At 75.0% G+C, this 21,470-nt stretch carries 24 protein-coding genes and 1 pseudogene; 11 read left to right on the forward strand and 14 right to left on the reverse strand.

The window, feature by feature from the left end; genetic code table 11:
* Positions 1–220 precede the first annotated feature (220 nt).
* The gene (locus ACGFIZ_RS26790) at positions 221–451 is read left to right on the forward strand and encodes a transposase (protein WP_393423624.1); all 231 of its coding nucleotides are present in this window, start codon (positions 221–223) and stop codon (positions 449–451) included.
* A pseudogene (locus ACGFIZ_RS26795) lies at positions 387–626 on the forward strand (DDE-type integrase/transposase/recombinase); the annotation flags it as partial. The gene ACGFIZ_RS26790 and the pseudogene ACGFIZ_RS26795, both read left to right, overlap by 65 nt.
* A 186-nt stretch (positions 627–812) precedes the next feature.
* On the opposite strand, the gene recG reads toward ACGFIZ_RS26795, so the two are convergent.
* The gene (gene recG / locus ACGFIZ_RS26800) at positions 813–3,014 is read right to left on the reverse strand and encodes an ATP-dependent DNA helicase RecG (protein ID WP_393423626.1); all 2,202 of its coding nucleotides are present in this window, start codon (positions 3,012–3,014) and stop codon (positions 813–815) included.
* Positions 3,011–4,627, reverse strand: a complete 1,617-nt coding sequence (locus ACGFIZ_RS26805) for a DAK2 domain-containing protein (protein ID WP_393423628.1) — start codon at positions 4,625–4,627, stop codon at positions 3,011–3,013. The genes recG and ACGFIZ_RS26805 overlap by 4 nt, the downstream gene beginning before the upstream one ends.
* A gap of 201 nt (positions 4,628–4,828) precedes the next feature.
* Here ACGFIZ_RS26805 and rpmB point away from each other — a divergent pair, with 201 nt between their 5' ends.
* Positions 4,829–5,020, forward strand: a complete 192-nt coding sequence (rpmB, locus tag ACGFIZ_RS26810; RefSeq protein ID WP_393423630.1) for a 50S ribosomal protein L28 — start codon at positions 4,829–4,831, stop codon at positions 5,018–5,020.
* A gap of 216 nt (positions 5,021–5,236) precedes the next feature.
* Here the strand turns inward: rpmB and ACGFIZ_RS26815 are convergent, their stop codons facing one another.
* A complete protein-coding gene (locus ACGFIZ_RS26815; RefSeq protein WP_347669672.1) occupies positions 5,237–5,704 on the reverse strand; it encodes a GNAT family N-acetyltransferase in 468 nt (155 codons plus the stop codon).
* Positions 5,705–5,748: 44 nt separating this feature from the next.
* Positions 5,749–6,687, reverse strand: a complete 939-nt coding sequence (locus tag ACGFIZ_RS26820) for a thiamine-phosphate kinase (protein WP_393423632.1) — start codon at positions 6,685–6,687, stop codon at positions 5,749–5,751.
* A gap of 176 nt (positions 6,688–6,863) precedes the next feature.
* Between ACGFIZ_RS26820 and ACGFIZ_RS26825 the strand changes: the two genes are divergently transcribed.
* Together ACGFIZ_RS26825 and ACGFIZ_RS26830 are read left to right on the forward strand one after the other, a co-directional pair.
* Positions 6,864–7,097, forward strand: coding sequence for an Lrp/AsnC ligand binding domain-containing protein (locus ACGFIZ_RS26825; protein WP_111134411.1), 234 nt, complete (start codon positions 6,864–6,866; stop codon positions 7,095–7,097).
* Positions 7,098–7,706: a DUF3515 family protein gene (locus ACGFIZ_RS26830; protein WP_393423634.1), complete on the forward strand. Its 609-nt coding sequence runs from the start codon at positions 7,098–7,100 to the stop codon at positions 7,704–7,706.
* 156 nt (positions 7,707–7,862) lie between these two features.
* Here the strand turns inward: ACGFIZ_RS26830 and ACGFIZ_RS26835 are convergent, their stop codons facing one another.
* The gene (locus ACGFIZ_RS26835) at positions 7,863–8,960 is read right to left on the reverse strand and encodes a D-alanine--D-alanine ligase family protein (protein WP_393423636.1); all 1,098 of its coding nucleotides are present in this window, start codon (positions 8,958–8,960) and stop codon (positions 7,863–7,865) included.
* Between the two features lie 222 nt (positions 8,961–9,182).
* A complete protein-coding gene (locus ACGFIZ_RS26840; RefSeq protein ID WP_393423638.1) occupies positions 9,183–9,404 on the reverse strand; it encodes a hypothetical protein in 222 nt (73 codons plus the stop codon).
* Positions 9,405–9,673: 269 nt separating this feature from the next.
* Between ACGFIZ_RS26840 and ACGFIZ_RS26845 the strand changes: the two genes are divergently transcribed.
* Positions 9,674–10,519: a helix-turn-helix domain-containing protein gene (locus ACGFIZ_RS26845; RefSeq protein WP_393423640.1), complete on the forward strand. Its 846-nt coding sequence runs from the start codon at positions 9,674–9,676 to the stop codon at positions 10,517–10,519.
* Between the two features lie 4 nt (positions 10,520–10,523).
* Complete coding sequence (locus tag ACGFIZ_RS26850) at positions 10,524–10,724, forward strand: DUF397 domain-containing protein (protein ID WP_393423642.1); 201 nt, start codon at positions 10,524–10,526, stop codon at positions 10,722–10,724.
* Between the two features lie 161 nt (positions 10,725–10,885).
* On the opposite strand, the gene ACGFIZ_RS26855 is transcribed toward ACGFIZ_RS26850, so the two are convergent.
* The 4 genes from ACGFIZ_RS26855 to ACGFIZ_RS26870 all read right to left on the reverse strand — a co-directional run bounded on the left by ACGFIZ_RS26855 (position 10,886) and on the right by ACGFIZ_RS26870 (position 14,853).
* A complete protein-coding gene (locus tag ACGFIZ_RS26855; RefSeq protein ID WP_393423714.1) occupies positions 10,886–11,668 on the reverse strand; it encodes a putative protein N(5)-glutamine methyltransferase in 783 nt (260 codons plus the stop codon).
* A gap of 236 nt (positions 11,669–11,904) precedes the next feature.
* Positions 11,905–13,017: a cystathionine gamma-lyase gene (locus ACGFIZ_RS26860; protein ID WP_393423644.1), complete on the reverse strand. Its 1,113-nt coding sequence runs from the start codon at positions 13,015–13,017 to the stop codon at positions 11,905–11,907.
* Positions 13,018–13,025: 8 nt separating this feature from the next.
* Complete coding sequence (locus tag ACGFIZ_RS26865) at positions 13,026–14,033, reverse strand: NAD(P)H-dependent glycerol-3-phosphate dehydrogenase (protein ID WP_393423646.1); 1,008 nt, start codon at positions 14,031–14,033, stop codon at positions 13,026–13,028.
* A gap of 76 nt (positions 14,034–14,109) precedes the next feature.
* Complete coding sequence (locus ACGFIZ_RS26870; protein WP_393423648.1) at positions 14,110–14,853, reverse strand: lysophospholipid acyltransferase family protein; 744 nt, start codon at positions 14,851–14,853, stop codon at positions 14,110–14,112.
* A gap of 122 nt (positions 14,854–14,975) precedes the next feature.
* Between ACGFIZ_RS26870 and cofC the strand changes: the two genes are divergently transcribed.
* The 4 genes from cofC to ACGFIZ_RS26890 are packed head-to-tail and all read left to right on the forward strand — an operon-like array spanning position 14,976 to position 19,172.
* The gene (gene cofC, locus ACGFIZ_RS26875; RefSeq protein ID WP_393423650.1) at positions 14,976–15,617 is read left to right on the forward strand and encodes a 2-phospho-L-lactate guanylyltransferase; all 642 of its coding nucleotides are present in this window, start codon (positions 14,976–14,978) and stop codon (positions 15,615–15,617) included.
* A 22-nt stretch (positions 15,618–15,639) separates the two neighbouring features.
* The gene (locus ACGFIZ_RS26880) at positions 15,640–15,837 is read left to right on the forward strand and encodes a cold-shock protein (RefSeq protein ID WP_145775517.1); all 198 of its coding nucleotides are present in this window, start codon (positions 15,640–15,642) and stop codon (positions 15,835–15,837) included.
* Positions 15,838–15,890: 53 nt separating this feature from the next.
* Positions 15,891–18,278 (forward strand): RNA degradosome polyphosphate kinase, encoded by a 2,388-nt coding sequence (locus tag ACGFIZ_RS26885; protein WP_393423653.1) that lies wholly within the window; start codon positions 15,891–15,893, stop codon positions 18,276–18,278.
* A gap of 15 nt (positions 18,279–18,293) precedes the next feature.
* The gene (locus ACGFIZ_RS26890; protein ID WP_393423655.1) at positions 18,294–19,172 is read left to right on the forward strand and encodes an NUDIX domain-containing protein; all 879 of its coding nucleotides are present in this window, start codon (positions 18,294–18,296) and stop codon (positions 19,170–19,172) included.
* 15 nt (positions 19,173–19,187) lie between these two features.
* Here the strand turns inward: ACGFIZ_RS26890 and ACGFIZ_RS26895 are convergent, their stop codons facing one another.
* The 4 genes from ACGFIZ_RS26895 to leuD form a co-directional block, all read right to left on the reverse strand.
* Positions 19,188–19,475 carry an endonuclease/exonuclease/phosphatase family protein gene (locus ACGFIZ_RS26895; RefSeq protein WP_393423657.1) on the reverse strand — a complete coding sequence of 96 codons (288 nt, stop codon included), beginning with the start codon at positions 19,473–19,475 and terminating at the stop codon, positions 19,188–19,190.
* Entirely contained in the window at positions 19,415–19,837 is a 423-nt protein-coding gene (locus ACGFIZ_RS26900; protein WP_393423659.1) for a hypothetical protein, read from the reverse strand. The genes ACGFIZ_RS26895 and ACGFIZ_RS26900 overlap by 61 nt, the downstream gene beginning before the upstream one ends.
* A 170-nt stretch (positions 19,838–20,007) precedes the next feature.
* The gene (locus ACGFIZ_RS26905; RefSeq protein ID WP_393423661.1) at positions 20,008–20,694 is read right to left on the reverse strand and encodes an HU family DNA-binding protein; all 687 of its coding nucleotides are present in this window, start codon (positions 20,692–20,694) and stop codon (positions 20,008–20,010) included.
* 172 nt (positions 20,695–20,866) lie between these two features.
* Positions 20,867–21,454 carry a 3-isopropylmalate dehydratase small subunit gene (leuD, locus tag ACGFIZ_RS26910; RefSeq protein WP_393423662.1) on the reverse strand — a complete coding sequence of 196 codons (588 nt, stop codon included), beginning with the start codon at positions 21,452–21,454 and terminating at the stop codon, positions 20,867–20,869.
* Positions 21,455–21,470 lie beyond the last annotated feature (16 nt).

Raw genomic sequence — 21,470 nt, forward strand, 5'->3', positions numbered from 1 at the left:
AATCGCGTCGTCATCGCCGACTACGGCCCTTTCTACTTCGGCGGGAAAGACGCGGAGAAGAATTTCCCACCCGTCAAACAAGAACCCGACACCACGCCCCCACCGACCTGACAGGGCCCCGGCGTTGTCTCGTTCGGGTGCGGCTCCTCTGCAGGGAAGATCATCGCCGTGTGAGGTTCCCCCGTCAGCGTGGAGGCCAGACCTAAGGGGATAGATGGTCATGGCTGAAACGAGAAGGCGGTTCGATAGGGAGTTCCGCGAGGGCGCGGCGCGGATCGTGCGGAAGACCGGCAAGCCGATCGCGCAGGTCGCTCGGGATCTCGGGATCAACGAGGGCACCCTCGGTAACTGGGTGAACCAGGACAAGCGGGCCCGTGGTGAGGCCGGTGGCCCCGGACCGGGTCCGGCGGCAGTTCACCGCCGTCGACCCGAACCTGTTGTGGCGCGGTGACCTGACCGAGATCACCACGGACGAGGGCAAGCCGTACCTGTCCACGGTGATCGACCTGCACTCCCGCCGGCTGCTCGGCTACGCCACGAGCGACCGGCACGACGCCGATCTGACCACCACATCCTTGTCGATGGCCGACGCGCCCCGCGGCGGCACGGTCGACGGGGTGATCTTCCACAGCGACCACCGGTTGAATCCACCGAATACCGCGGCCAGCAGCTCGTCCGGGTCGGCGCGGGCCGCCAGGTCGGTGGCCGGACACTCCCGCCAGTGGCCCAGGCCGGAGGTGTGGGTGAGCCCCGGAACGGCAGGCCTCGGGGCGGCGGGCCCGGCCGCACGCTGCGGACGCCGAGCGGGCGCGTCAGCCCTTCTCCAGGTACTCCGCGCGCTCCTCGTCGACCAGGGCGGCCACCGAGGCGGCGAGCGCCGGGTGTCGCTCCAGCTCCGGGTCCTCCTCGACCAGCGCGATCGCCTCGGCGCGGGCGTCCCGGATCAGGTCGGAGTCGCGCAGCAGCGACAGCAGCCGCAGGTGCGACCGGCGGCCGGACTGGGTGGCGCCCAGCACGTCGCCCTCGCGACGCTGTTCCAGGTCCAGCTCGGCCAGCTTGAAGCCGTCGGTGGTGGACGCGACCGCGTCGAGGCGTTCCCGGGCCGACGAGCCCTCGACGGCCTCGGTCACCAGCAGGCACAGCCCGGGCGCGGAGCCCCGACCCACCCGGCCGCGCAACTGGTGCAGCTGGGACACGCCGAACCGGTCGGCGTCCAGCACGATCATCACGGTGGCGTTGGGCACGTCGACGCCGACCTCGACGACCGTGGTGGCGACCAGCACGTCCAGGTCGCCGGCGGCGAAGGAGCGCATCACCGCGTCCTTCTCGTCGGCGGGCAGCCGGCCGTGCAGCACGCCGATCCGCAGCCCGTGCAGCGGCCCCTCGGCGAGCAGCGGGGCGACCTCGGTCACCGCGAGCGGGGGCCGCCGGCCGGTGTCGTCCTCGCGCGGGGCCTCCTCCTCGCTCTGCGGCCCCTCTCCGATCCGCGGACAGACCACGTACGCCTGGTGGCCGGCGGCGACCTCCTCGCGCAGCCGGCGCCAGGCCCGGTCGAGGAACGCCGGCTTCTCGGCGGCCGGCACCACGTGCGACGCGATCGGCGAGCGCCCCTGCGGGAGCTGGGTGAGCGAGGAGACCTCCAGGTCGCCGTAGACGGTCATCGCCACCGTGCGCGGGATCGGGGTGGCCGTCATCACCAGCACGTGCGGCGGCTGGTCGGCCTTGGCGCGCAGCGCGTCGCGCTGCTCGACGCCGAACCGGTGCTGCTCGTCGACCACGACGAGGCCGAGGTCGTGGAAGTCGACGCCCTCGTACAGCAGGGCGTGGGTGCCGAGCACGATCCCGGCCCGGCCCTCCGCCACCTCGGCGAGCGCCCGGCGGCGGGCCGCCGCGCCGAGCGAGCCGGTGACCAGCTCGACCCGGGTGGCGCCGTCGGCCGCGCCCAGCTCGCCGGCGCGGGCGAGCGGGCCGAGCAGGTCGAGCATGCCCCGGTGGTGCTGGGCGGCGAGCACCTCGGTCGGGGCGAGCAGCGCGGCCTGCCCGCCGGCGTCGACGACCTGGAGCATCGCCCGCAACGCCACGACCGTCTTGCCGGAGCCGACCTCGCCCTGCAACAACCGGTGCATCGGGTGGGCGGTGGCCAGGTCGGCGGCGATCTCCGCGCCGACCGCCCGCTGGCCGGGGGTCAGCTCGTACGGCAGTCGCGCGTCGAACGCGTCGAGCAGGCCGCCCGGCTGTGCGGGGCGGGCCTGCGCCGGCCAGGCGGCGGCCCGGTGCTTGCGCTGCACCAGGGTGAGCTGCACGGCGAACGCCTCGTCCCACTTGAGCCGGCGGCGGGCCCGGTACAGGTCCTCCTTGCTGGACGGACGGTGGATCTCGCGCAGCGCCCGGCCGATGCCGACCAGTTTGCGGGTGGCCCGGACGGTGGCCGACAGCGGATCGTCCGGCGGGGTGAACGTGTCCAGCACCACCCGGACGCAGCGGGCGATCACCCAGGTCGGCACGGCCGCCGCGGCCGGGTACACCGGGATCAGCGCCCCGGCGAACTCCTCGACCTCCTCGTTGGCCGCCGCCTCGCCGTCGCCGCCCTCCCCGAGCAGCACGTACTCCGGGCCGTTGAGTTGGCGCCTGCCGCGGAACTCGGTGACCTTGCCGGCGAACAGCCCCCACCGGCCGGGGCGCAGCTCCCGCTCCCGCCACGCCTGGTTGCCGAAGAAGGTCAGCGTGAGCACCCCGCCGGAGTCGTCCCCGACGGTCACCTCCAGCAGGTTGCCCCGGCGCTGGCGCATCGGCCGTACGGCGGTGCGCTGCACCTGGGCCAGCACGGTGACCTGCTCGCCGACGTCCAGCGAGCGGATGTCGGTGTGCTCGCCGCGCTCGTCGTACCGGCGCGGGAAGTGGTAGATCAGGTCGCCGGCGGTGTGCAGGTCGAGGTGGGCGGCCAGGGCCTTGGCCGTCTTCTCCCCGACCAGCTTCTTCAGCGGCGTGTCGACCGTCGACGGCTCGGACGTCATTCGACCCCCACCAGGAGCGGATAGTGCGGCTGGCCGCCCGGGAACGCCTGGACCTCCACGAACGGCCAGCGCCGGGCGACGTGCTCGCGTACGGCGTCGGCCAGGCCCTCCGGGGCGTCGACACCGGTGAGCAGGGTGACCAGCTCGCCGCCGCCGCCGAGCATCCGGTCGACCACGGCGACGCAGGTGCCGGCCAGGTCGGCGCCGATCAGGTGCACCTCCCCCTCGACGAGGGCGAGCACGTCGCCGGGCCGGCAGGGGCCGGCGACCGTCAGCGCCTCCCGGCCGGCCCAGCAGACCTCGGCGTACCGGCAGGCCCCGGCTGCCTCGGCCATCGCGATCACGTCGTCGGAGAAGCGCCGCTTCGGGTCGCGCACGGCCAGCGCGGCGAGCGCCTGCACCGGCGAGCGGGTCGGCACCACGCTGACCTTCACCCCCAGCGCGTGCGCCTCCCGCGCGGCGGCGCTCGCCACGGCCTGGGTGTTCGGGTCGTTGGGCAGCACCACCACGCGGGCCGCGGCGGTGGCCCGGATCGCGTCGAGCAGCTCGCCGGTGGACGGGTTGCCCGGCACCACCGTCGCCCCCTCCCCCGTGAACAGCTCCGCGATGCCCGCGCCGGTGGCGACCACGACCGCCGCGCGGCCGTCGCCGGCCGGGGTCGGCGGAGCCGCCGCGGCCTGGTCGGCGAAGCGGGTCACGGAGATCTGGTACGGCCGGCCGGCCACCACCCCCGCCTCGACCGCCGCGCCGACGTCGTTGACGTGCACGTGCACGTTCCAGGTGCCCGGCCCGTCGGCCCTGTCGCCGACCACGACCAGCGAGTCGCCCAGCCCGGCGAGAATCTGCCGCATCCGCTCGACCGCCTCCGGCTCGGCGTCGAGCAGGAACTGCACCTCGTACGCGTACTCGTCGGAGCCGGTCTCCCGCACGGCCACGGCGGGCTGGCGGACCCGGCGGGGCGCGGGGGCCGGCCGGTCCGGGCTCTCCCCCGTGACCACCTCGACCAGCGCGTCGAGCAGCAGGCAGAGCCCCCGGCCACCGGCGTCGACCACCCCGGCGCGGGCCAGCGCCGGCAGCTGCTCGGGGGTGCGGGCCAGGGCGCGGGCCGCCTCGGTGGCCGCCGCCCGGACGACCGCGCGCAGGTCGTCGGTGTCCGCGGCCTCGGCCGCGCGGGCCGCCGCGGCGACCACGCTGAGCAGGGTGCCCTCGACCGGACGGGCGACGGCGGCGTACGCGGCGGTGGCCGCGTCGCGCAGCGCGGCGGCGAGCTGCCGGCCCCGCACCACGGGCGCGGCGGCCAGGGCGTCGGCGAGGCCGCGCAGGATCTGCGACAGGATCACGCCCGAGTTGCCCCGGGCGCCGAGCAGCGCCCCGCGCGCCATGAGCCGCAGCGCGTGCCCGTGCGCGGTGGGCCCGCCCTCGGGGAGGGTGTCCCGGTCCATCGTCAGGGCCTGCTGGGCCGAGGTGAGGGTGAGCACCAGGTTGGTGCCGGTGTCGCCGTCGGGGACCGGGTAGACGTTGAGGTCGTCGATCTCGCCCTGGTGGTCGCGCAGCGCGGCCAGCCCGCCCGCGCACCAGCGGCGCACCGCGGCGGCGTCCAGCGTGTCCAGCACGCCAGAAGCCTACTGGCGCGCACCGACACGCACCGATGCCGACCGGCCCGCCCCGGCGTGTCCCCGCCGGCCGTCGGCGGCGGCGCGGGTGCCCTGCCGGGGCCGGTTGGTCAGGCGCGGGGATCGTCGGGTAACCTGGCCAGGTTGCCCGGGCAGCGCCTGGCGGCGACCTCATGAACGTTTCAAACCCAGGAGTATCCCGTGGCTAGCGTGTGCGACGTCTGTGGCAAGGGACCGGGCTTCGGCCACAACGTGTCCCACTCGCACCGGCGGACCAACCGCCGCTGGAACCCGAACATCCAGTCGGTGCGTACCCCGGCCGGTGGCGGCACCACCCGGAAGGTGCAGGTCTGCACCTCCTGCCTCAAGGCCGGCAAGGTTACCCGCGCCTGACGCGGGTAACGCCGACCTCGTAACCTCGTCCAAGCCGGCGGGCCTCCGGGCCCGCCGGCTTGTCGTGTCCGCGCCACCCGTCGGGTTCACGCAACTTCCCGGAAGATGCCGCCTGCCCGTCGTCAGGAAGGCGCATCTTCCGGGAAGTTGTTCGGATCCTGCTCGGGCGCGGCGCGCCTGGTGGCAGCCGCCCCGGTCGGGGCGGTCGGTCGGCGGTCAGAGGGTACGGCCGAAGGAGATGCAGCCCGGGGAGTCGCGGTAGTAGCCGAAGTTGGGGATGCGCTCGTAGCCGGCCGAGGTGTACATGGCAACCGCCTCGGGCTGCTTGTCGCCGCACTCCAGCACGATCCGCTTCCGCCCCTGCTCCCGCGCCGACCGCTCGACGGCGGCGAGCACGGCCCGGGCGACGCCCCGGCCCCGGGCCGCCGGGGTCGTGTACATCCGCTTCACCTCGGCGGTGTCCCCGTCGTCGCCGTGGCTGCGCCAGCCGCCGCAGCCGACCGGCTCGCCGTCGACGTGAGCGATCAGGAACGCCCCGTGCGGCGGCTCGAACTCGGTGGCGTCGACGGGCGTGTCGTCGCCGCTGCCGCCGTAGCGCTCGCCCAGGTCCACCAACGCGGCCCGGATCAACCGCTGCGCCTCGGGCGAATCGAAGCGGGCCGCGCGAATCTCGATCTCGCTCACGGGTGAAGGGTACGTCCCTGACCTGCGGATACCCGAGGTGCCCCTTACCGGAAGTGGTCCCAGCCGGCCGGGCCGGCGTACGGTTCGCCGTCCACCGTGACGCCCGCGCCGTCGGACACCCGGCCGACCTCCCGCCACGGCGCCGGCAGCGCCACCGCCGGCGGGAAGGTGGCGGCCAGCGCGTGGTCGTCGCCCCCGCCGAGGATCCAGGCGTACGGGTCGACGCCGAGCGCCTGGGCGGCGTCGCGCATCTGCCGGGGCACCTCGAAGGCGTCCCGCCGCACGTCGATGCCGACCCCGCTGGCCTTGGCGACGTGCCCGAGATCGGCCAGCAGCCCGTCGGAGACGTCGATCATGGCGGTGGCGCCGAGCCGGGCGGCGTGCGGCCCGGCCGCGTACGGCACCTCCGGCCGCCGGTACGCCTCGACCAGCAGTTTCGGTGTACGGAAGCCCCGGGAGAGCACCGTGTAGCCGGCGGCGGCGTACCCGCTGCGGCCGGCGATGGCGACCACGTCCCCGGGCCGGGCGCCCGAGCGGAGCACCGGGGCCCGGCCGCCCAGGTCCCCGAGGGCGGTGACCGCGACGGTCAGCGTCGGGCTGGCCGACATGTCCCCGCCGACCACGCTGGCGCCCACCGTGGCCGCCTCGGCCGTCAGCCCGTCGGCCAGCTCCTCGGCCCACGCCGGGTCCAGGTCCGCCGGCATGCACAGCGCCACCAGCAGGGCGGTCGGGGTCGCCCCCATGGCCACGATGTCCGCCAGGTTGGCCGCCGCCGCCCGGTGCCCCACGTCGCGGGCGCTGGACCAGTCCCGCCGGAAGTGCCGCCCCTCCACCAGCACGTCGGTCGACGCGGCGACCCGCGCGTCCGGCGCGGCCAGCACGGCGGCGTCGTCGCCCGGCCCGAGCAGGACGGCCGGGCCGTGGGTCAGCCGGGCGGTCACCCGGTCGATCAGTCCGAACTCGCCGATCCCGGCCACGCTCATGCCGGCACTCCGCTTCCCAACCCGAGCAACCGCTTCCTGTCCTGCCCGCACCCGCCGTCGCGCCCGCCGCGCTCGCTCACCGCTGCTCCTTGTCCACCGATAGGGATCCGACCTGCTCCGTAAGGTAGTTTCACCCTTCGGGCCGCCCACGGGCGGCGACGGACGGAGGTCGAGTCGTGGTACAGGCGTACATCCTCATCCAGACGGAGGTCGGCCGGGCGCGTGACGTGGCCGGTCTGATCGCGGACCTTGCCGGCGTGGTGCGGGTCGACGCCGTCACCGGCCCGTACGACGTGGTCGTGCTCACCGAGGCGAACACCGTCGACGAGCTCGGCAAACTCATCGTCAGCAAGGTGCAGATGGTGCCCGGCATCACCCGCACCCTCACGTGTTCGGTGGTGCACCTGTAAGTGGACCAGATCACTTCCTCCCCCGACGAGAAGGCCCCGGCACGGCGGAACCGCACGAACCGGGGCGCCGCGCTGCTGGCCACGCTGATCGCGGTGCCGGTGACGGTGGCCGTGGCCGGGTTCACGTTCGCGAAGCTCGCCCCGGACGCCCCGACGTCCCAGCCCAGCCCGTCGGCGAGCGCCGCCCGGCCGCAGTCCACCGCGCCGGTCGAGATGGCCGCGCCGGCGCTGGCGGAGCGGCCGGCGACCGTCTGCCGCGCCCTGACGTCGCAGCTGCCCGACGCGGTTCGCGATCTGCGGCAGCGGCCGGTCACCGCCGGCGCCGAGCAGAACGCCGCGTACGGCGATCCCGCGCTGACCGTCGCCTGCGGCGGCACGGAGCCCACCCCCGGGCAGACCGACGACGTCTGGGTCGTCAACAAGGTCTGCTGGTACGCGGCCGAGGGGCCGGACGCCACCGTGCTCACCACCCTGGACCGGGAGACCGCCGTACGGGTCACCGTGCCCCGCACGTACGGGGCGGCGCTGCAGTGGGTGAGCCCGATCTCCGACACGGTGGTCGCCACGGTGCCCTCCGGCGGCACCGCCCCGGCCGGCTGCTCGGGCTGACCCGGCACCGTTACCGCCGGCCCGCCCGCCGGGCCCGAGGCACCCCCCGACGGCCTGCCCGGATCGCCCGACGTCGTTCCCGACGGTCTGCCCGGCTGATGCGGAGGCCGGGCGGGCTGTCGGGCCCGCCCGGTACGCGACGCGCTCAGCGACGCCTCAGTGCAGGCCGACGCCGCGCCGCTGCGCGGTGCGGATCAGGCGGGTGACCAGCTTCGGGTACTCCAGGCCCGAGGCCGCCCACATCATGGGGAACATCGAGGTCGGGGTGAACCCGGGCATGGTGTTGATCTCGTTGAGGTAGACGTCCAGCTCCGGGGTGACGAAGAAGTCGACCCGGGCGAGCCCGGCGCAGTCCAGCGCGGCGAACGCCCGGACGGCGTACTCCTGGATCTGCCGGGCGACGTGCTCGGGCAGCGCGGCCGGGATGTCGTAGTCGGGCTCGGAGAGGTACTTGGCCTCGAAGTTGTACCAGCCGTGGTCCCCGCCGACCCGGACCTCGGCCAGCAGGGACGCCTCGGCGCCGCCCACGGCCTCGCTCTCCAGCACGCCGCACTCGATCTCGCGGCCGACGATTGCCGCCTCCACCAGCACCTTCGGGTCGATCTCCCGGGCCGCGGCGACGGCGGCGTCCAGGCCGGCCCAGTCGTCGACCTTCGTGATGCCGAACGAGGAGCCGGCCCGCGACGGCTTGACGAAGACCGGCAGGCCGAGGCGCCGCTTGTCCTCCTCCGACAGGGTCATCCCGTTGCGCAGCACCGCGTACGGGCCGACCGGGATGCCGTCGGCGGCGCAGAGTTTCTTGGTGAACTCCTTGTCCATGGCGGCCGCGGAGGCGAAGACGTTCGCCCCGACGTACGGAATGCCGGCCATCTCGAGCATCCCCTGGATGGTGCCGTCCTCGCCGTACGCGCCGTGCAGCACGGGGAAGACCACGTCGACGTCGGCGAGTGCCCGGGGGCCCTCGACCGGGTCGAGCACCAGCAGCCCGTTGCCGGTCGGGTCGGCGCGCAGCACGAGGTCGCTGCCCGCCTCGGCGGTGATCTCCGGCAGCCGCCGGGCGATGATCGCCAGCTCGCCCGGGTCGCCGCTGGTCAGCACCCACTTGCCGGCCCGGGTGATGCCCACGGGGACCACCTCGAACTCGTCCGGGTCGAGGGCGCCCAGCACGCTGCCGGCGGTGACGCAGGAGATGCCGTGCTCGGGGCTGCGGCCGCCGAAGACGAGGGCCACGCGGGTCTTGCCTGGGGTGGTCACTCGGTCACCCTTTCGTTCGCGACTGCGAGGGCTCGTGGTGCTCGCCGGTGGCGGTCACCCGGTTGACCCTACTGTGCGTGGCAGGACGCCGAAGGCATACCCGGGGAGATGCGACAGCACACCGCGATCGGTCAGCCGCGGGTACACGTTACGTGACCGCGCCGGGGCGTACCCGGGAAAGGCGCGAACGGCGAGGGCGGCGCGGACGGCCGGGGCGGCGGGTCAGACGCCGCCGTAGCGGCGGCCCACGGCGACCACCTTGACCCGCTGCCGGCCGGCCCGGACCATGCCCAGCGCCATGAACGCGCCCGCGATCCGGTCGGCGGCCTCCCGGCTGCTCGCCCCGACCACCTGGCGCCGGCGCTCCGGGGCGCGCCGCTCGTCGCGGACGGCACCGTCGAGGAACGGCCGGACGTCGGTGAGCACCACCAGGAACCGGGTCATCGCCGCGCTCCGGCACCGCCCCACCAGCAGGCGTTCCCCGTCATGTGAGCCCCTTCCGTGCGTCGTGGGGCGGCACGCGGCGATCGGGTGGGGGGAGAAATCCCCGATCGCCGCGCGCCCCATCCCTCCCGGTCACTCACCACCACCGTCGCCACGACAACCGGCGGCGAGGAACTGGTGACAGATTGACATGCATGGAGGCGTGACTGCAACTCTCATCCACGTTCTCTCATGTACACCTTCCCGAAAATGTGTGCGAACATCGATGCATGGCTCCGAAGACGGCCCGGGCCCGGCGGCTCGGCATCGCGCTGCGTACGCACCGGGAGGCGGCCGGCCTCACCCTGGAGGCCGCCGCGCACGAGATCAACAGCACCCGGAGCACCCTGTCCCGGTACGAGAACGCCCAGACGCTGGTCAGCCCGGCCACGGTACGCGCCCTGCTCAGCCTGTACGGGGTGGGCGCGGACGAGCTGGCCGCCGCCGTCCAGCTCGCCAAGGACGCCCGCAAGCCGGGCTGGTGGGTGTCCTACTCGTACCTGCTGGACCGGCGGACCATCGACTTCATCGCCCTGGAGGCCGAGGCCACCGGCATCGCCAACTTCGAGCCGTCGGTGGTGCCCGGCCTGCTCCAGACCGCCGACTACATCCGTGGGGTGATGCGGGGCGGCCCGCACACCCTCGGCGACGACCAGGTCGAGCAGCGGGTCCACCTGCGACTCGACCGCCAGCAGCGGCTCACCGAGGCCGACCCGCCGATCCTCGACGCGATCATCGACGAGGCCGCGCTGCTGCGCCCGGTGGGCGGCCAGGCCGTGATGGAGGGGCAGCTGCGCCACCTGCTGAAGATGGCCGAGCTGCCCAACATCACCGTCCAGGTGATCCCGCTGTCCGCCGGCTACCACCGGGGCACCCGGGGCTCCCTGCACATCCTGGAGTTCGCCGACCCGGAGGACCCGCTCATCGCCTCGGTCGAGACGGTGGCCGGGCAGATGGTCCTCGACCGACCCGGTGACCTGCGCACCTGCACCAAGATCATGGAGCACCTGCGGACGGTCGCGCTGACCCCCGCGGCCAGCCGCGACCAGCTCCTGCAACTTCTGAAGGGACGGTAGGACGATGACCCCGACGACGAGCGCGGCGCTGGCCGCGGCGCGGTGGCGCAAGAGCAGCCGCAGCGGCGACGAGGGCGCCTGCGTGGAGATGGCCGTCGTACCCGGGGCGGTCGCCGTCCGCGACTCGAAGGACCCGACCGGGCCGGCCCTGCTCTTCCGGCCGGCCGCGTGGGCCTCGTTCGCCGCGGCCCCGCCCCGTCGCTGACCGCCGCAGGCGCGGCACCTGGCCGTCCGCCACCGGCGGTTCCTGATCGTGGCCCACCCGCCGCCCGGTCCGCACCGCCGGGTCGACGGGTGGGCCACCCGCCGTTCCGCCGCGCCCCGCGCTGCGGGAGGCTCCAAAGTGGAGGTGCGGGGTCCAGGTCGTCAACCCGGACGGCGGCCGAGCACCGCCGTGGCGTCCAGGTCCTCGTCGTGGACGACGGACGGCACCAGCCCCAGGCCGGTCAACACCACGCGGTACGCGTCGACCTGGCGCCCGCTGACCTCGACCGCCAGGTGCCCGCCCGGCGCGAGCCAGTCGACCGCTCCCCGCGCCACCCGGCGCAGCACGGCCAGCCCGTCCCGCCCGCCGTCCAGCGCCACCGGGGCCTCGTGCAGCCGCGCCTCGGGCGGCAGCAGCGGCACCGCCTCCGTCGGCACGTACGGGGCGTTGGCGACCACCAGGTCGAGCCGGCCACGCCGTTCGGGCGGCACGGCGTCGAACAGGTCGCCCTGGTAGACCGGCACGCCGAGGTGGGCGAGGTTGCGCCGGGCGCAGGCGACCGCGGCCGGGTCGAGGTCGGCGGCGGCGAGCCAGCGGGGGCGCAGCCGCCCGGCGAGCACCAGCGCGGCGGCCCCCGACCCGCAGCAGAGGTCGAGCACCGCGGCGCCGGGGCGGGTGGCCGCCGCGGCGGCCGAGACGAGCAGGGCGGTACGGGCCCGCGGGACGAACACGCCGGGATCGACGCCGACCCGCAGGCCGCAGAACTCGGCCCAGCCGAGCAGGTGCTCCAACGGCTGCCCGGCGGCGCGGCGGTCGACGAGGTCGGCGAGGCGCTCGGGCGGGTCGGCGGCGGAGATGAGCAGGTCGGCCTCGTCCTCGGCGAAGACGCAGCCGGCGGCGCGTAGCCGGGTGACGACGGCGGAACGGTCGGGGTGGCGTTTCAAGGATGTCACGGGAAGCTCCGGGGGTCGCTCGGCGGCGCTCCCGTGGGCGGCCTACCGCGCGGGCGGCACGGGCCCGGGGCGGAGCGCCGGTCCTGCTTGCTGGGGGATCGGTCTCACCTCCTCCGGTCGGGGCCCGGTGCGGGCGCGCTCACGATACCCCGCCGCGCCCGGCCACGGCCCGCGCCCCCGGCCGCCGCCGGGCGAGAAGGGGAACCCCGCAGCGTTGACAGAGGCCCTTACCCGAGGGCGGCCGTGACGTCGGCGAGCAGGTCGGCGGTGTCCTCGATCCCGCAGGAGAGCCGGACGAAGCCCGGCGCGGTGTCGTCGCCCCACTGCGCCCGGCGGTCCGCGGTGGTGTGCACGCCGCCGAACGAGGTCGCCGCGCCCACCAGCCGGGCCGCGTCGAGGAACCGGGCCACCCGCTCGGCGCTGCCCAGGTCGAACGAGAGCACCCCGGGCAGCCGCCGCATCTGCGCCGCCGCCACCGCGTACGCGGGGTCGCCGGGCAGGCCCGGCCAGCGCAGCCCGGCGATGTCGGGCCGGTCGGCGAGCAGGTGGGCCAGCGCCTCGGCGTTGGCCGACTGCCGGGCCAGCCGCAGGTCCAGGGTGGCCAGCGAGCGGTGCGCCAGCCAGGCGTCGAAGGCCCCGGGCACCGCGCCGGTGACCGTCCGCCAGGCGGTGACCGGGTCGAGCAGGTCGGGCGTACGGGTCGCCACGTAACCGAGCAGCAGGTCGGAGTGGCCGGTCAGGGCCTTGGTGCCGGAGGCGACCACCAGGTCGGCGCCGAGGTCGAGCGGGCGCTGTCCGAGCGGCGTGGCGGTGGTGTTGTCCACCGCCACGAGGGCACCGGCGGCGTGCGCGTCCCACGCCAGGGCGGCGACGTCGACGACGTCCAGGCCCGGGTTCGCCGGGGTCTCCACCAGCACCAGCCGCACCCCGTCGAACGACGGGTACGGCCCGGCGGTCGGCGCGAGGTGCACCCGCACGCCGATCCCGGCGAGGGTGTCCGCGGCGAACGCCCGCACCGGGAAGTACCCGTCGGCGGGCAGCACCACCGCGTCCCCGGGGCGCAGCAGCGCCAGCAGCAGGCCGGTGATCGCGGCCTGCCCGCTGGCGAAGACGCGGCAGTCGCCGCCCTCCAGCTCCCCGATCGCCGCCTCCAGCAGCCGGCGGGTCGGGTTGTCGGGGCGGCCGTACCCGTTCGCGGCGGCGGCCGGCCCCTGCCACGGGTCGAGGTGGTACGGCGCGGCGAAGACCGGCCCGGGCAGGAACGGCTGACCCGGCACCGGGTCGGGCAGGCCGGCCCGGACGCACCGGGTGCCGTCGCCGTCGCTGATCCCGTCGGTCACGCCGCCCCCTACTCGTACGACTCGGGCTTCGCGGTGCGGCTCATCAGCGCGTCGACGGCCAGCCGCGGGTCCATGCCCTCGTGGCAGATCCGCTCGATCTGCTCGGTGATCGGCATCTCCACCCCGTGCGCCCGGGCCAGGTCCCGGATCGCCAGGCAGCTCTTCACGCCCTCGGCGGTCTGCCGGGTGGCCGCCTGCGCCTGCTCCAGGGTCTCCCCCCGGCCCAGGTGCTCGCCGAAGGTCCGGTTGCGGGCCAGCGGCGACGAGCAGGAGGCCACGAGGTCGCCCATCCCGGCCAGGCCGGCGAATGTGATCGGGTCCGCGCCGAGCGCCACCCCGAGGCGGGCCGTCTCGGCCAGTCCCCTGGTCATCAGCATCGCCCGGGTGTTGTCGCCGAAGCCCATCGCGGTCGCGATCCCGTACGCCAGGGCGATCACGTTCTTGACCGCCCCGCCCAGCTCGCAGCCGATCACGTCGTCGTTCGTGTACGGCCGGAAGTACGGCGTACGGATCGACGCCTGGACGAGCCGGGCCCGGCGGTCGTCGGTGCCGGCGACCACGGTCGCGGCGGGCTGCTCGGCGGCGATCTCGGGGGCCAGGTTGGGGCCGGAGACCACCACCACCCGGCTCGGCGTGACCCCGGCGGTCTCCACGATCACCTCGCTCATCCGCCTGGTGGTGCCCAGCTCGATGCCCTTCATCAGGGAGACCAACGTCGAGTCCGGGTGCAGGTGACCGGCCCACTCGGCGAGGTTGGCGCGCAGCGTCTGCGACGGCACTGCCAGCACCACGAGTTCCGCGCCGGTGATCGCCTCGGCGGCGTCGCCGGTCGCCGTGACCCGCTCGGGAAGCCGCAGGTCCGGCAGGTAGTCCGGGTTGTGCCGGCGCAGCCGGATCGCCTCGGCCACCGGCCGCCGGCGGGCCCAGACCGTCACGTCCCGCCCGGCGTCGGCGAGGATCTTGGCGAACGCCGTACCCCAGGAGCCGGCGCCCAGGACGGCCACCTGCCCGCTCACGCCGCCGCCTCGCTTCGCTCCCCGGCGGCGCGAGACGCCACGCTACTGAGCCCAATGGTTCGCTCGCTACGCTCGCTCATGCGGCGCCTCCCCGCTCCTGTTGCCCACGGGCGGTGGCGGACCGGGACGGGCGCTGCCACAGCGGAGGCGGGGTGCCGCCACGGATCTCGGCGAGCATGTCACGCAGGCGCAGCATGATGGCGTCGGTCATCTCCTCGAGGGTGGCCTTGGTGGGCGCGGCGCCGGCCCACCCGCTCAGGTCCACCGGCGGCCCGGCGACCACGGTCACCGGGATCCGGGGCCGCAGGCTGAGCCGCTTGGTACGCGGGTCGAAGATGCGCTCCGGGCCCCACATGACGACCGGGATCACCGGGGCGCCGGTGGCCAGCGCCAGCCGCGCCGCCCCGGTCTTGCCCCGCATCGGCCACAGGTCCGGCTCACGGGTCGTGGTGCCCTCCGGGTAGATCACCACCGTGCCGCCCGCACCCAGCGCGGCGACCAGGGCGTCCAGCGACTTGGCCGCGTCGACCGTGCCGCGCTCCACCGGAATCTGCCGGCACCAGTGCAGGATCTGGCCCACCACCGGCAGCCGGAACAGGCTGGCCTTGCCGAGGAACTGCGGCCAGCGCCCGGCGTCGTAGATGAAGTGCGCGGAGACCAGCGGGTCCGCGTGCGAGAGGTGGTTCGGCACGAGGATGACGCCGCCGTCGCGGCGCAGGTGCTCCATGCCCCGCCAGGTGCGCCGCGTCCAGACCACCATCACGGGCTTGACCACCACCACGGCGAACCGTTGCCAGAACCCCAGCCTGCGCCGTGTCACCCTGCCTCCTCGTAGCCCCGACCCCGGCCGCGCCCGCCCGCGCCGCCCGCAGCGAAAATCATGCCTGCTCGCCCCGGGTACGGCCAGTGAGGGTACCGCCGCCCGACTGGCAGGATTGTGCCGTGCGGCAGCGGACCTGGACTGTGGTGGTGCCGGTGAAGCGCCTCGGCGCGGCGAAGAGCCGCCTGCGCGGGGCGCTGCCGGGCGTACCGCACGAGGAGTTGGCGCTGGCCTTGGCGGCCGACACGGTCGCCGCGGCGCGGGCGTGCCCGGCGGTTGCCGACGTGGTGGTGGTCACCGACGACCCGCGGGTGGCGGCGGCGGCCGGCGCGGCGGGCGCGCGGGCGGTGCCGGACGCACCGGACGCCGGCCTGAACGCCGCCTTCCGGCACGGCGCCGGGGTCGCGACCGCGAACGGCGGCGCCTGGGTGGTGGGGCTCACCGCAGACCTGCCGGCGCTGCGCCCGGAGGAGCTGGCCGCCGCGCTGGCCGCGGTCGCCGCCGGCCCGCCGGGGGTACGCCGGTTCGTGGCCGACGCCCCGGCCAACGGCACCGTCCTGCTCGCCGCGCCGCCCGGCGTGCCGCTGGACCCCCGGTTCGGGGTGGACTCGGCGGCGGCGCACCTGGCCAGCGGCGCGCTGCCGCTGACCGGCGACTGGCCCACCCTGCGCCGGGACGTGGACACCGCCGCGGACCTGGCGGCGGCCGCCCGGCTCGGGCTCGGGGCCCGCAGCGCCGCCCTGGTCGCCGACCGGCCGGCCTGACCGGCGGGTGTACGGTGCTGGCATGCAGGGCACGGTGGCCACCTACGACGCGGCGACGCGCAGCGGCGTGCTGCTCCTGGACGACGGCACCGAGCTGGCCTTTCCCGCTCGCGCCTTCGACGCCTCCGGGCTGCGGCTGCTGCGGCTCGGCCAGCGCGTCCGCGTCGAGACGGACGCCGCCGGGGAGATCGTTCGGGTGACGTTGCCGACGATGCCCTGACGTACCGGGACGAGTTCATTTTGCGTTAACCCGGTTCGGGTGATTATGAGCAGGTGAGCACCCCTCGCGAGCCCCGCGCCAGCCGGCCCGACGACAGCCGGACCCGCTCCGGCGACCCCGCGTTCGCCCGCAACGGGGCCCGCCCGCGCGACGTCGACGGGCGGTTCCGCAGCCACGAGAACGCCGAGGACGACGCGGTGACCGCCGGGCCCGCCGCCGCGGCCGCCTCCGCCGGCCTGGAGGAGGTCCTCGACCCGGTGTCCGAGGCGCCGCCCGCGGCTCCGGCGGCGGCCGGCCCCGACCAGGTGGCCAGCCCCGACCAGGCGGCCGCTCCCGACCAGGCGGCCGGCCCCGACGACGAGCCGCCGGCGCCCGAGCCGCTGCCCGACGACCGGTTCCTCAACCGGGAGCTGTCCTGGCTCGACTTCAACGCCCGGGTCCTCGCCCTGGCCGAGGAACCGCGCACCCCGCTGCTGGAACGGGCGAAGTTCCTGGCCATCTTCGCCAGCAACCTCGACGAGTTCTACATGGTGCGGGTGGCCGGCCTGAAGCGCCGCCTGTCGGCCGGTCTGCCGGTACGCGGCGGCGACCGGCTGCCGCTGCGCACCCAGCTGGAGCTGGTCGCCGAGAAGAGCGCCATGCTGGCCGCCCGGCACGCCGCCTGCTTCGTGGACGACGTGCTGCCGAGGCTGGCCGCCGAGGACATCCGCATCCTGCGCTGGACCGACCTGGGCGCCCCCGAGCGGGAACGGCTGCGCACGTACTTCCGGGAGCACATCTTCCCGGTGCTCACGCCGCTCGCGGTGGACCCGGCGCACCCGTTCCCGTACATCTCGGGCCGGTCGCTGAACCTGGCCGTCACGGTCCGCGACCCGGACGGCGGCTCGGAGCTGTTCGCCCGGGTCAAGGTGCCGAACAACGTGCCGCGCTTCGTCCGGGTCGACCGGGACGCCCCCGGCGTGCGGGTGCTGCCGGTGGAGGAGCTGATCTCGGTGCACCTGGGGCAGCTCTTCTCCGGGATGCAGGCGGTGGAGTGCCACCTGTTCCGGGTGACCCGCAACGCCGAGGTCGAGGTCGACGAGGACCGCGACGAGGACCTGCTCCAGGCCCTGGAACGGGAGCTGGCCCGCCGCCGGTTCGGCCCCCCGGTACGCCTGGAGGTCGCCGCCTCCATCTCCGACCACATGCTGGAGCTGCTGGTCCGCGAGCTGGACATGGACGCCCAGGACGTGCTGCGGGTGCGCGGCCTGCTCGACCTGTCCGCGCTGTGGCAGCTCTACGGCGAGGCCGACCGCCCCGACCTGACGGACCCGCCGTTCGTGCCGGCCACCCACCCCCGGCTCGCCGAGGGCGAGGTGCCGCGCAGCGTCTTCGCCACGCTGCGGGACGGCGACGTGCTGGTGCACCACCCGTACCACTCGTTCGCGACCAGCGTGCAGCGGTTCATCGAGCAGGCCGCCGCCGACCCGCACGTGCTGGCCATCAAGCAGACCCTGTACCGCACCAGCGGCGACTCCCCGATCGTCGACGCGCTGGTGGACGCCGCCGCCGCCGGCAAGCAGGTGGTGGTGCTGGTCGAGCTGAAGGCCCGCTTCGACGAGGTGGCGAACATCGGCTGGGCGCGCACGCTGGAGCGCGCGGGCTGCCACGTCGTGTACGGGCTGGTGGGCCTCAAGACGCACTGCAAGACGGCCCTGGTGGTCCGCCAGGAGGGCAACCAGATCCGCCGCTACTGCCACATCGGCACCGGCAACTACCACCCGAAGACGGCCCGGCTGTACGAGGACTTCGGCGTGCTCACCGCCGACCCGGAGGTCGGCGCCGACCTGACCGACCTGTTCAATGTGCTCACCGGCTACAGCCGGCAGACCGCGTACCGGCGGCTGCTGGTGGCCCCGCAGGGCATCCGCCGGGGGCTGATCGAGCGGATCGAGCGGGAGATCGCCCACGTCCGGCTGGGCGTGCCCGGGCTGGTGCAGATCAAGGTGAACGCGCTGGTCGACGAGGAGGTCGTCGACGCGCTCTACCGGGCGTCCCGGGCCGGGGTGCACGTCGACCTGCTGATCCGGGGCATGTGCACGCTGCGGCCCGGGGTGCCGGGGCTGTCGGACAACATCCGCGTCCGCTCGATCCTCGGCCGGTTCCTGGAGCACTCCCGGGTCTACCGGTTCGGCAACAACGGGCAGGCGGAGTTCTGGATGGGCTCGGCGGACCTGATGCACCGCAACCTCGACCGGCGGGTGGAGGCGCTGGTGCAGGTGAGCGACCCGGTGGCGCGGGCCGAGCTGGACCAGGTGCTCACCGCCGCGTTCAGCCCGGACGTGGAGGCGTTCGAGCTGGCCGGGGACGGCACCTGGACGCGGCACACCGGGACGCCGGACCCGCCGCCGACCCATCTGCAGGACCTGCTGCTGCGCCGCGTCGGCGGCACGGCCGGTTGACCCTAGGCTGGGCGGATGGCGGAGCAGCAGGACGCGATCCGGGCGGCGGGCGGGGTGGCCTGGCGCCCGGACGGCGACGACGTGCGGGTCTGCCTGGTGCACCGCCCCCGGTACGGCGACTGGTCGCTGCCGAAGGGCAAGCTGGACCCGGGCGAGCACCCGCTGGCGGCGGCGGTGCGGGAGCTGGCCGAGGAGGCCGACGTGCGGGCCGTGCCGCAGGTGCGGCTGCCCAGCGTTCGGTACCGCAGCGAGGGCCGGCCCAAGGTGGTCGACTACTGGTCGATGCGGGTGGTCGGCGAGGGCGGGTTCCAGCCCGACACGGAGGTCGACGAGGTCCGCTGGCTGCCCGTCGACGACGCCGTACGCCTGGTCAGCTATCCGCACGACGGTCAGGTGCTGGCGGCGTTCGCCGCCCTGCCCCCGGTGACCGGGACGGTGGCGCTGGTCCGGCACGGCCACGCCGGCAGGCGCGGCACCTGGACGGGCCCGGACGCCGGCCGCCCGCTCGACGCGACCGGCTGGGCCGAGGCGCACCGCCTGGCGCCCCTGCTCGCCCTGCTGCGGCCGGCCCGGCTGCTCTCGGCGTCCGCCCGGCGGTGCGTGCAGACCCTCGACCCGGCCGCCGCCCTGCTCGACCTGCCCATCGAGGTGACGGGCGACCTCGACGAGCCGGTGGGCGGCCAGGACCCGGACGAGCGGGCCCTCGCAGCCGCGGCGTGCCTCGCCGAGCTGGCCGCCGCCGGGGAGCCGGTCGCGGTGTGCAGCCAGGGCAAGGTGATCCCGGGCGCGCTGGAACACCTCGCCGGCCGCCCCGGCGACTACGTCACGCCGAAGGGCGGCGGCTGGCTGCTCGCCTTCGCCGCCGGCCGCCTCCTCGCCGCCGACCGCCTGTGAGGGACGCGCGACGGCTCAGGGCGGCGGCAGGTGGACGGTCACCGCGACCGGCAGGTGGTCGCTGGCCGTGCTGCGCGGCGCCCCCGGACCGCTGACCGCCGTCCCCGGCGTCACCAGGACGTGGTCGATCTGCGCGCGGGGGTCGTCGGCCGGGCTGGTCGGCAGCGGACGGGCCCCGGCCAGCGCGTCGACGAGCCCGGCGCGGGTGAACTCCGCGTACGCGGGCGCGCCCGGCTCGGTGTTCAGGTCGCCGGCGACCACCAGCGGGCGGCCGTGCGCGTACCCGAGGGCGAAGTCGGCCACCGCCCGGGCCTGCGCCACCGGCTCCCGCCCGGGCGGCGGTTGCAGGTGGGTGGCGACCACCGCGAGGCCCGCGCCGCCGCCAGCCAGAGCTGCGTACGGCCGCCCGGGGCGGCGGTCAGCGCGAGCCGGGCGGCGGCCAGCGCCACGGCGGCCACAGCCGCGACCGGGCGGGCGCCGATCCGGCGGACCAGCGCCGGGGCGGCCAGGAACCAGCCGAGCGCGTACGCGCCCAGCAGCGCGGCGGGGGTGGCGGCGGCCTGCCCGAAGACGGTGATGACGGACGGGAGGAAGACGCGCAGCACGTCCGTCAGGACGACGACGCCGAGGGCGAGCGTGGCGGTGTCCAGGTGGCGGTGGCGCACGGAATGCCTTTCGCCGACCGGTGGTGGTGCGGCGATTCTGCGTGCGCGGGGCGGTCCCGGTCAACGGCTGGCGAGCACGCCCGCGACGCGCCCGCTCCGTACGCGAAAAAGGGCGCCCACCGCGCTGGTGGCCGCCCTTTCGCTCGTTGATTCTCTCCGTCTCCGGCCGCTCAGCGAGTGGTGGTCGCCTTCCTGGCCGCGGACTTCCTCGCCGGTGCCTTCTTGGCCGCCGCGCTCTTGGTCGTCGCGCTCTTGGTCGCGGTGCTCTTGGTCGCCGCGCTCTTGGTCGCCTTGGTGGTGGTCTTCTTCGCGGGGGCGGCCTTCTTGGTGGCCGCCGTGGTCTTCTTCGCCGGCGCGGCCTTCTTCGCCGGTGCCGCCTTCTTGGCGGCGGTGGTCTTGGCCGCCTTCGCCGCAGTGGTCTTCTTGGCCGCGGTCGTCTTCTTCGCCGCGGTCGTGGCCTTGGCTCCGGCGGCCTTCGCGCCGGCCGCCTTGGCACCCGCCGCCTTGGCACCGGCCGCCTTGGCGCCAGCGGCCTTCCCGGCGGTGGCGGTCTTCTTCGCCGCCACCGTGTTCTTCGGCACCTTGCCGCTGGCCACCATCTCCTTGAATCCGGCGCCGGGCCGGAAGGTCGGGACCGATGTCTTCTTGACCTTCACCGCCTCGCCTGTTCGCGGGTTGCGCGCTGTTCGGGCGCCCCGGACGCGCTTCTCGAACGCTCCGAATCCGGTGATCGCCACCTTCTCGCCCTTGGTGACCGCCGCCTGGACCTCAGCGAGGACCGCGTCGAGCGCGGCCGTCGCCGTCTTCCGGTCCCCCAGGCGAACGGCGAGCGCCTCGATGAGCTCGGCCTTGTTCACGACTTCCTCCCGATTGTGCAACTGACTCGACGCGAGCCATTCTGCGCGCACGGTATGCCCTGTGCTGCCTGGACACAAACATTCGGTGGAAAAAGGGCCTTGTGTCGCAACGGATTCGCCCCCACCGGCCGGGCCGGTGGGGGCGGAAACCGATGCCGGATCGGGCGTCCGGCTATGCCACGGAGGGCATGAACGGGGGTCGGGTGCGCTCGTACGCGCCGATCTCGGCCTCGTGCCGGAGGGTGAGTCCAATGTCGTCCAGCCCCTCCATCAGCCGCCAGCGGCTGAAGTCGTCAAGCGGGAACGACCAGGTGGCGTCCCCGGCCCGGACCTGCCGGGAGGTGAGGTCGACGGTCACCGGGGTGGTCGGGTCGGACTCGACGAGGTTCCAGAGTTCCTCGACGGCTTTCAATTCCAACTCGACCGGCAGGAGACCCTCCTTCAGCGCGTTGCCGCGGAAGATGTCGCCGAAACGAGGCGAGACGACCGCCTGGAAGCCCCAGTCCCGAAGCGCCCACACGGCGTGCTCCCGGGAGGACCCGGTGCCGAACTCCGGACCGGCCACGAGAATCGACGCACCCGAATACGCGGGGTCGTTCAAAACGAAGGCGGGATCTTCCCGCCAGGCGCTGAAGAGCCCGTCGGCGAATCCGGTACGGGTCACCCGCTTGAGGTACACGGCGGGGATGATCTGATCGGTGTCCACGTTGGAACGACGCAGCGGCACGGCGGTGCCGGTGTGCACGGTGAACTTGTCCATCTGTCGCGGCTGCCCT

The sequence above is a fragment of the Micromonospora sp. NPDC048830 genome (genome assembly GCF_043198215.1).
Taxonomy (GTDB): Bacteria; Actinomycetota; Actinomycetes; order Mycobacteriales; family Micromonosporaceae; genus Micromonospora.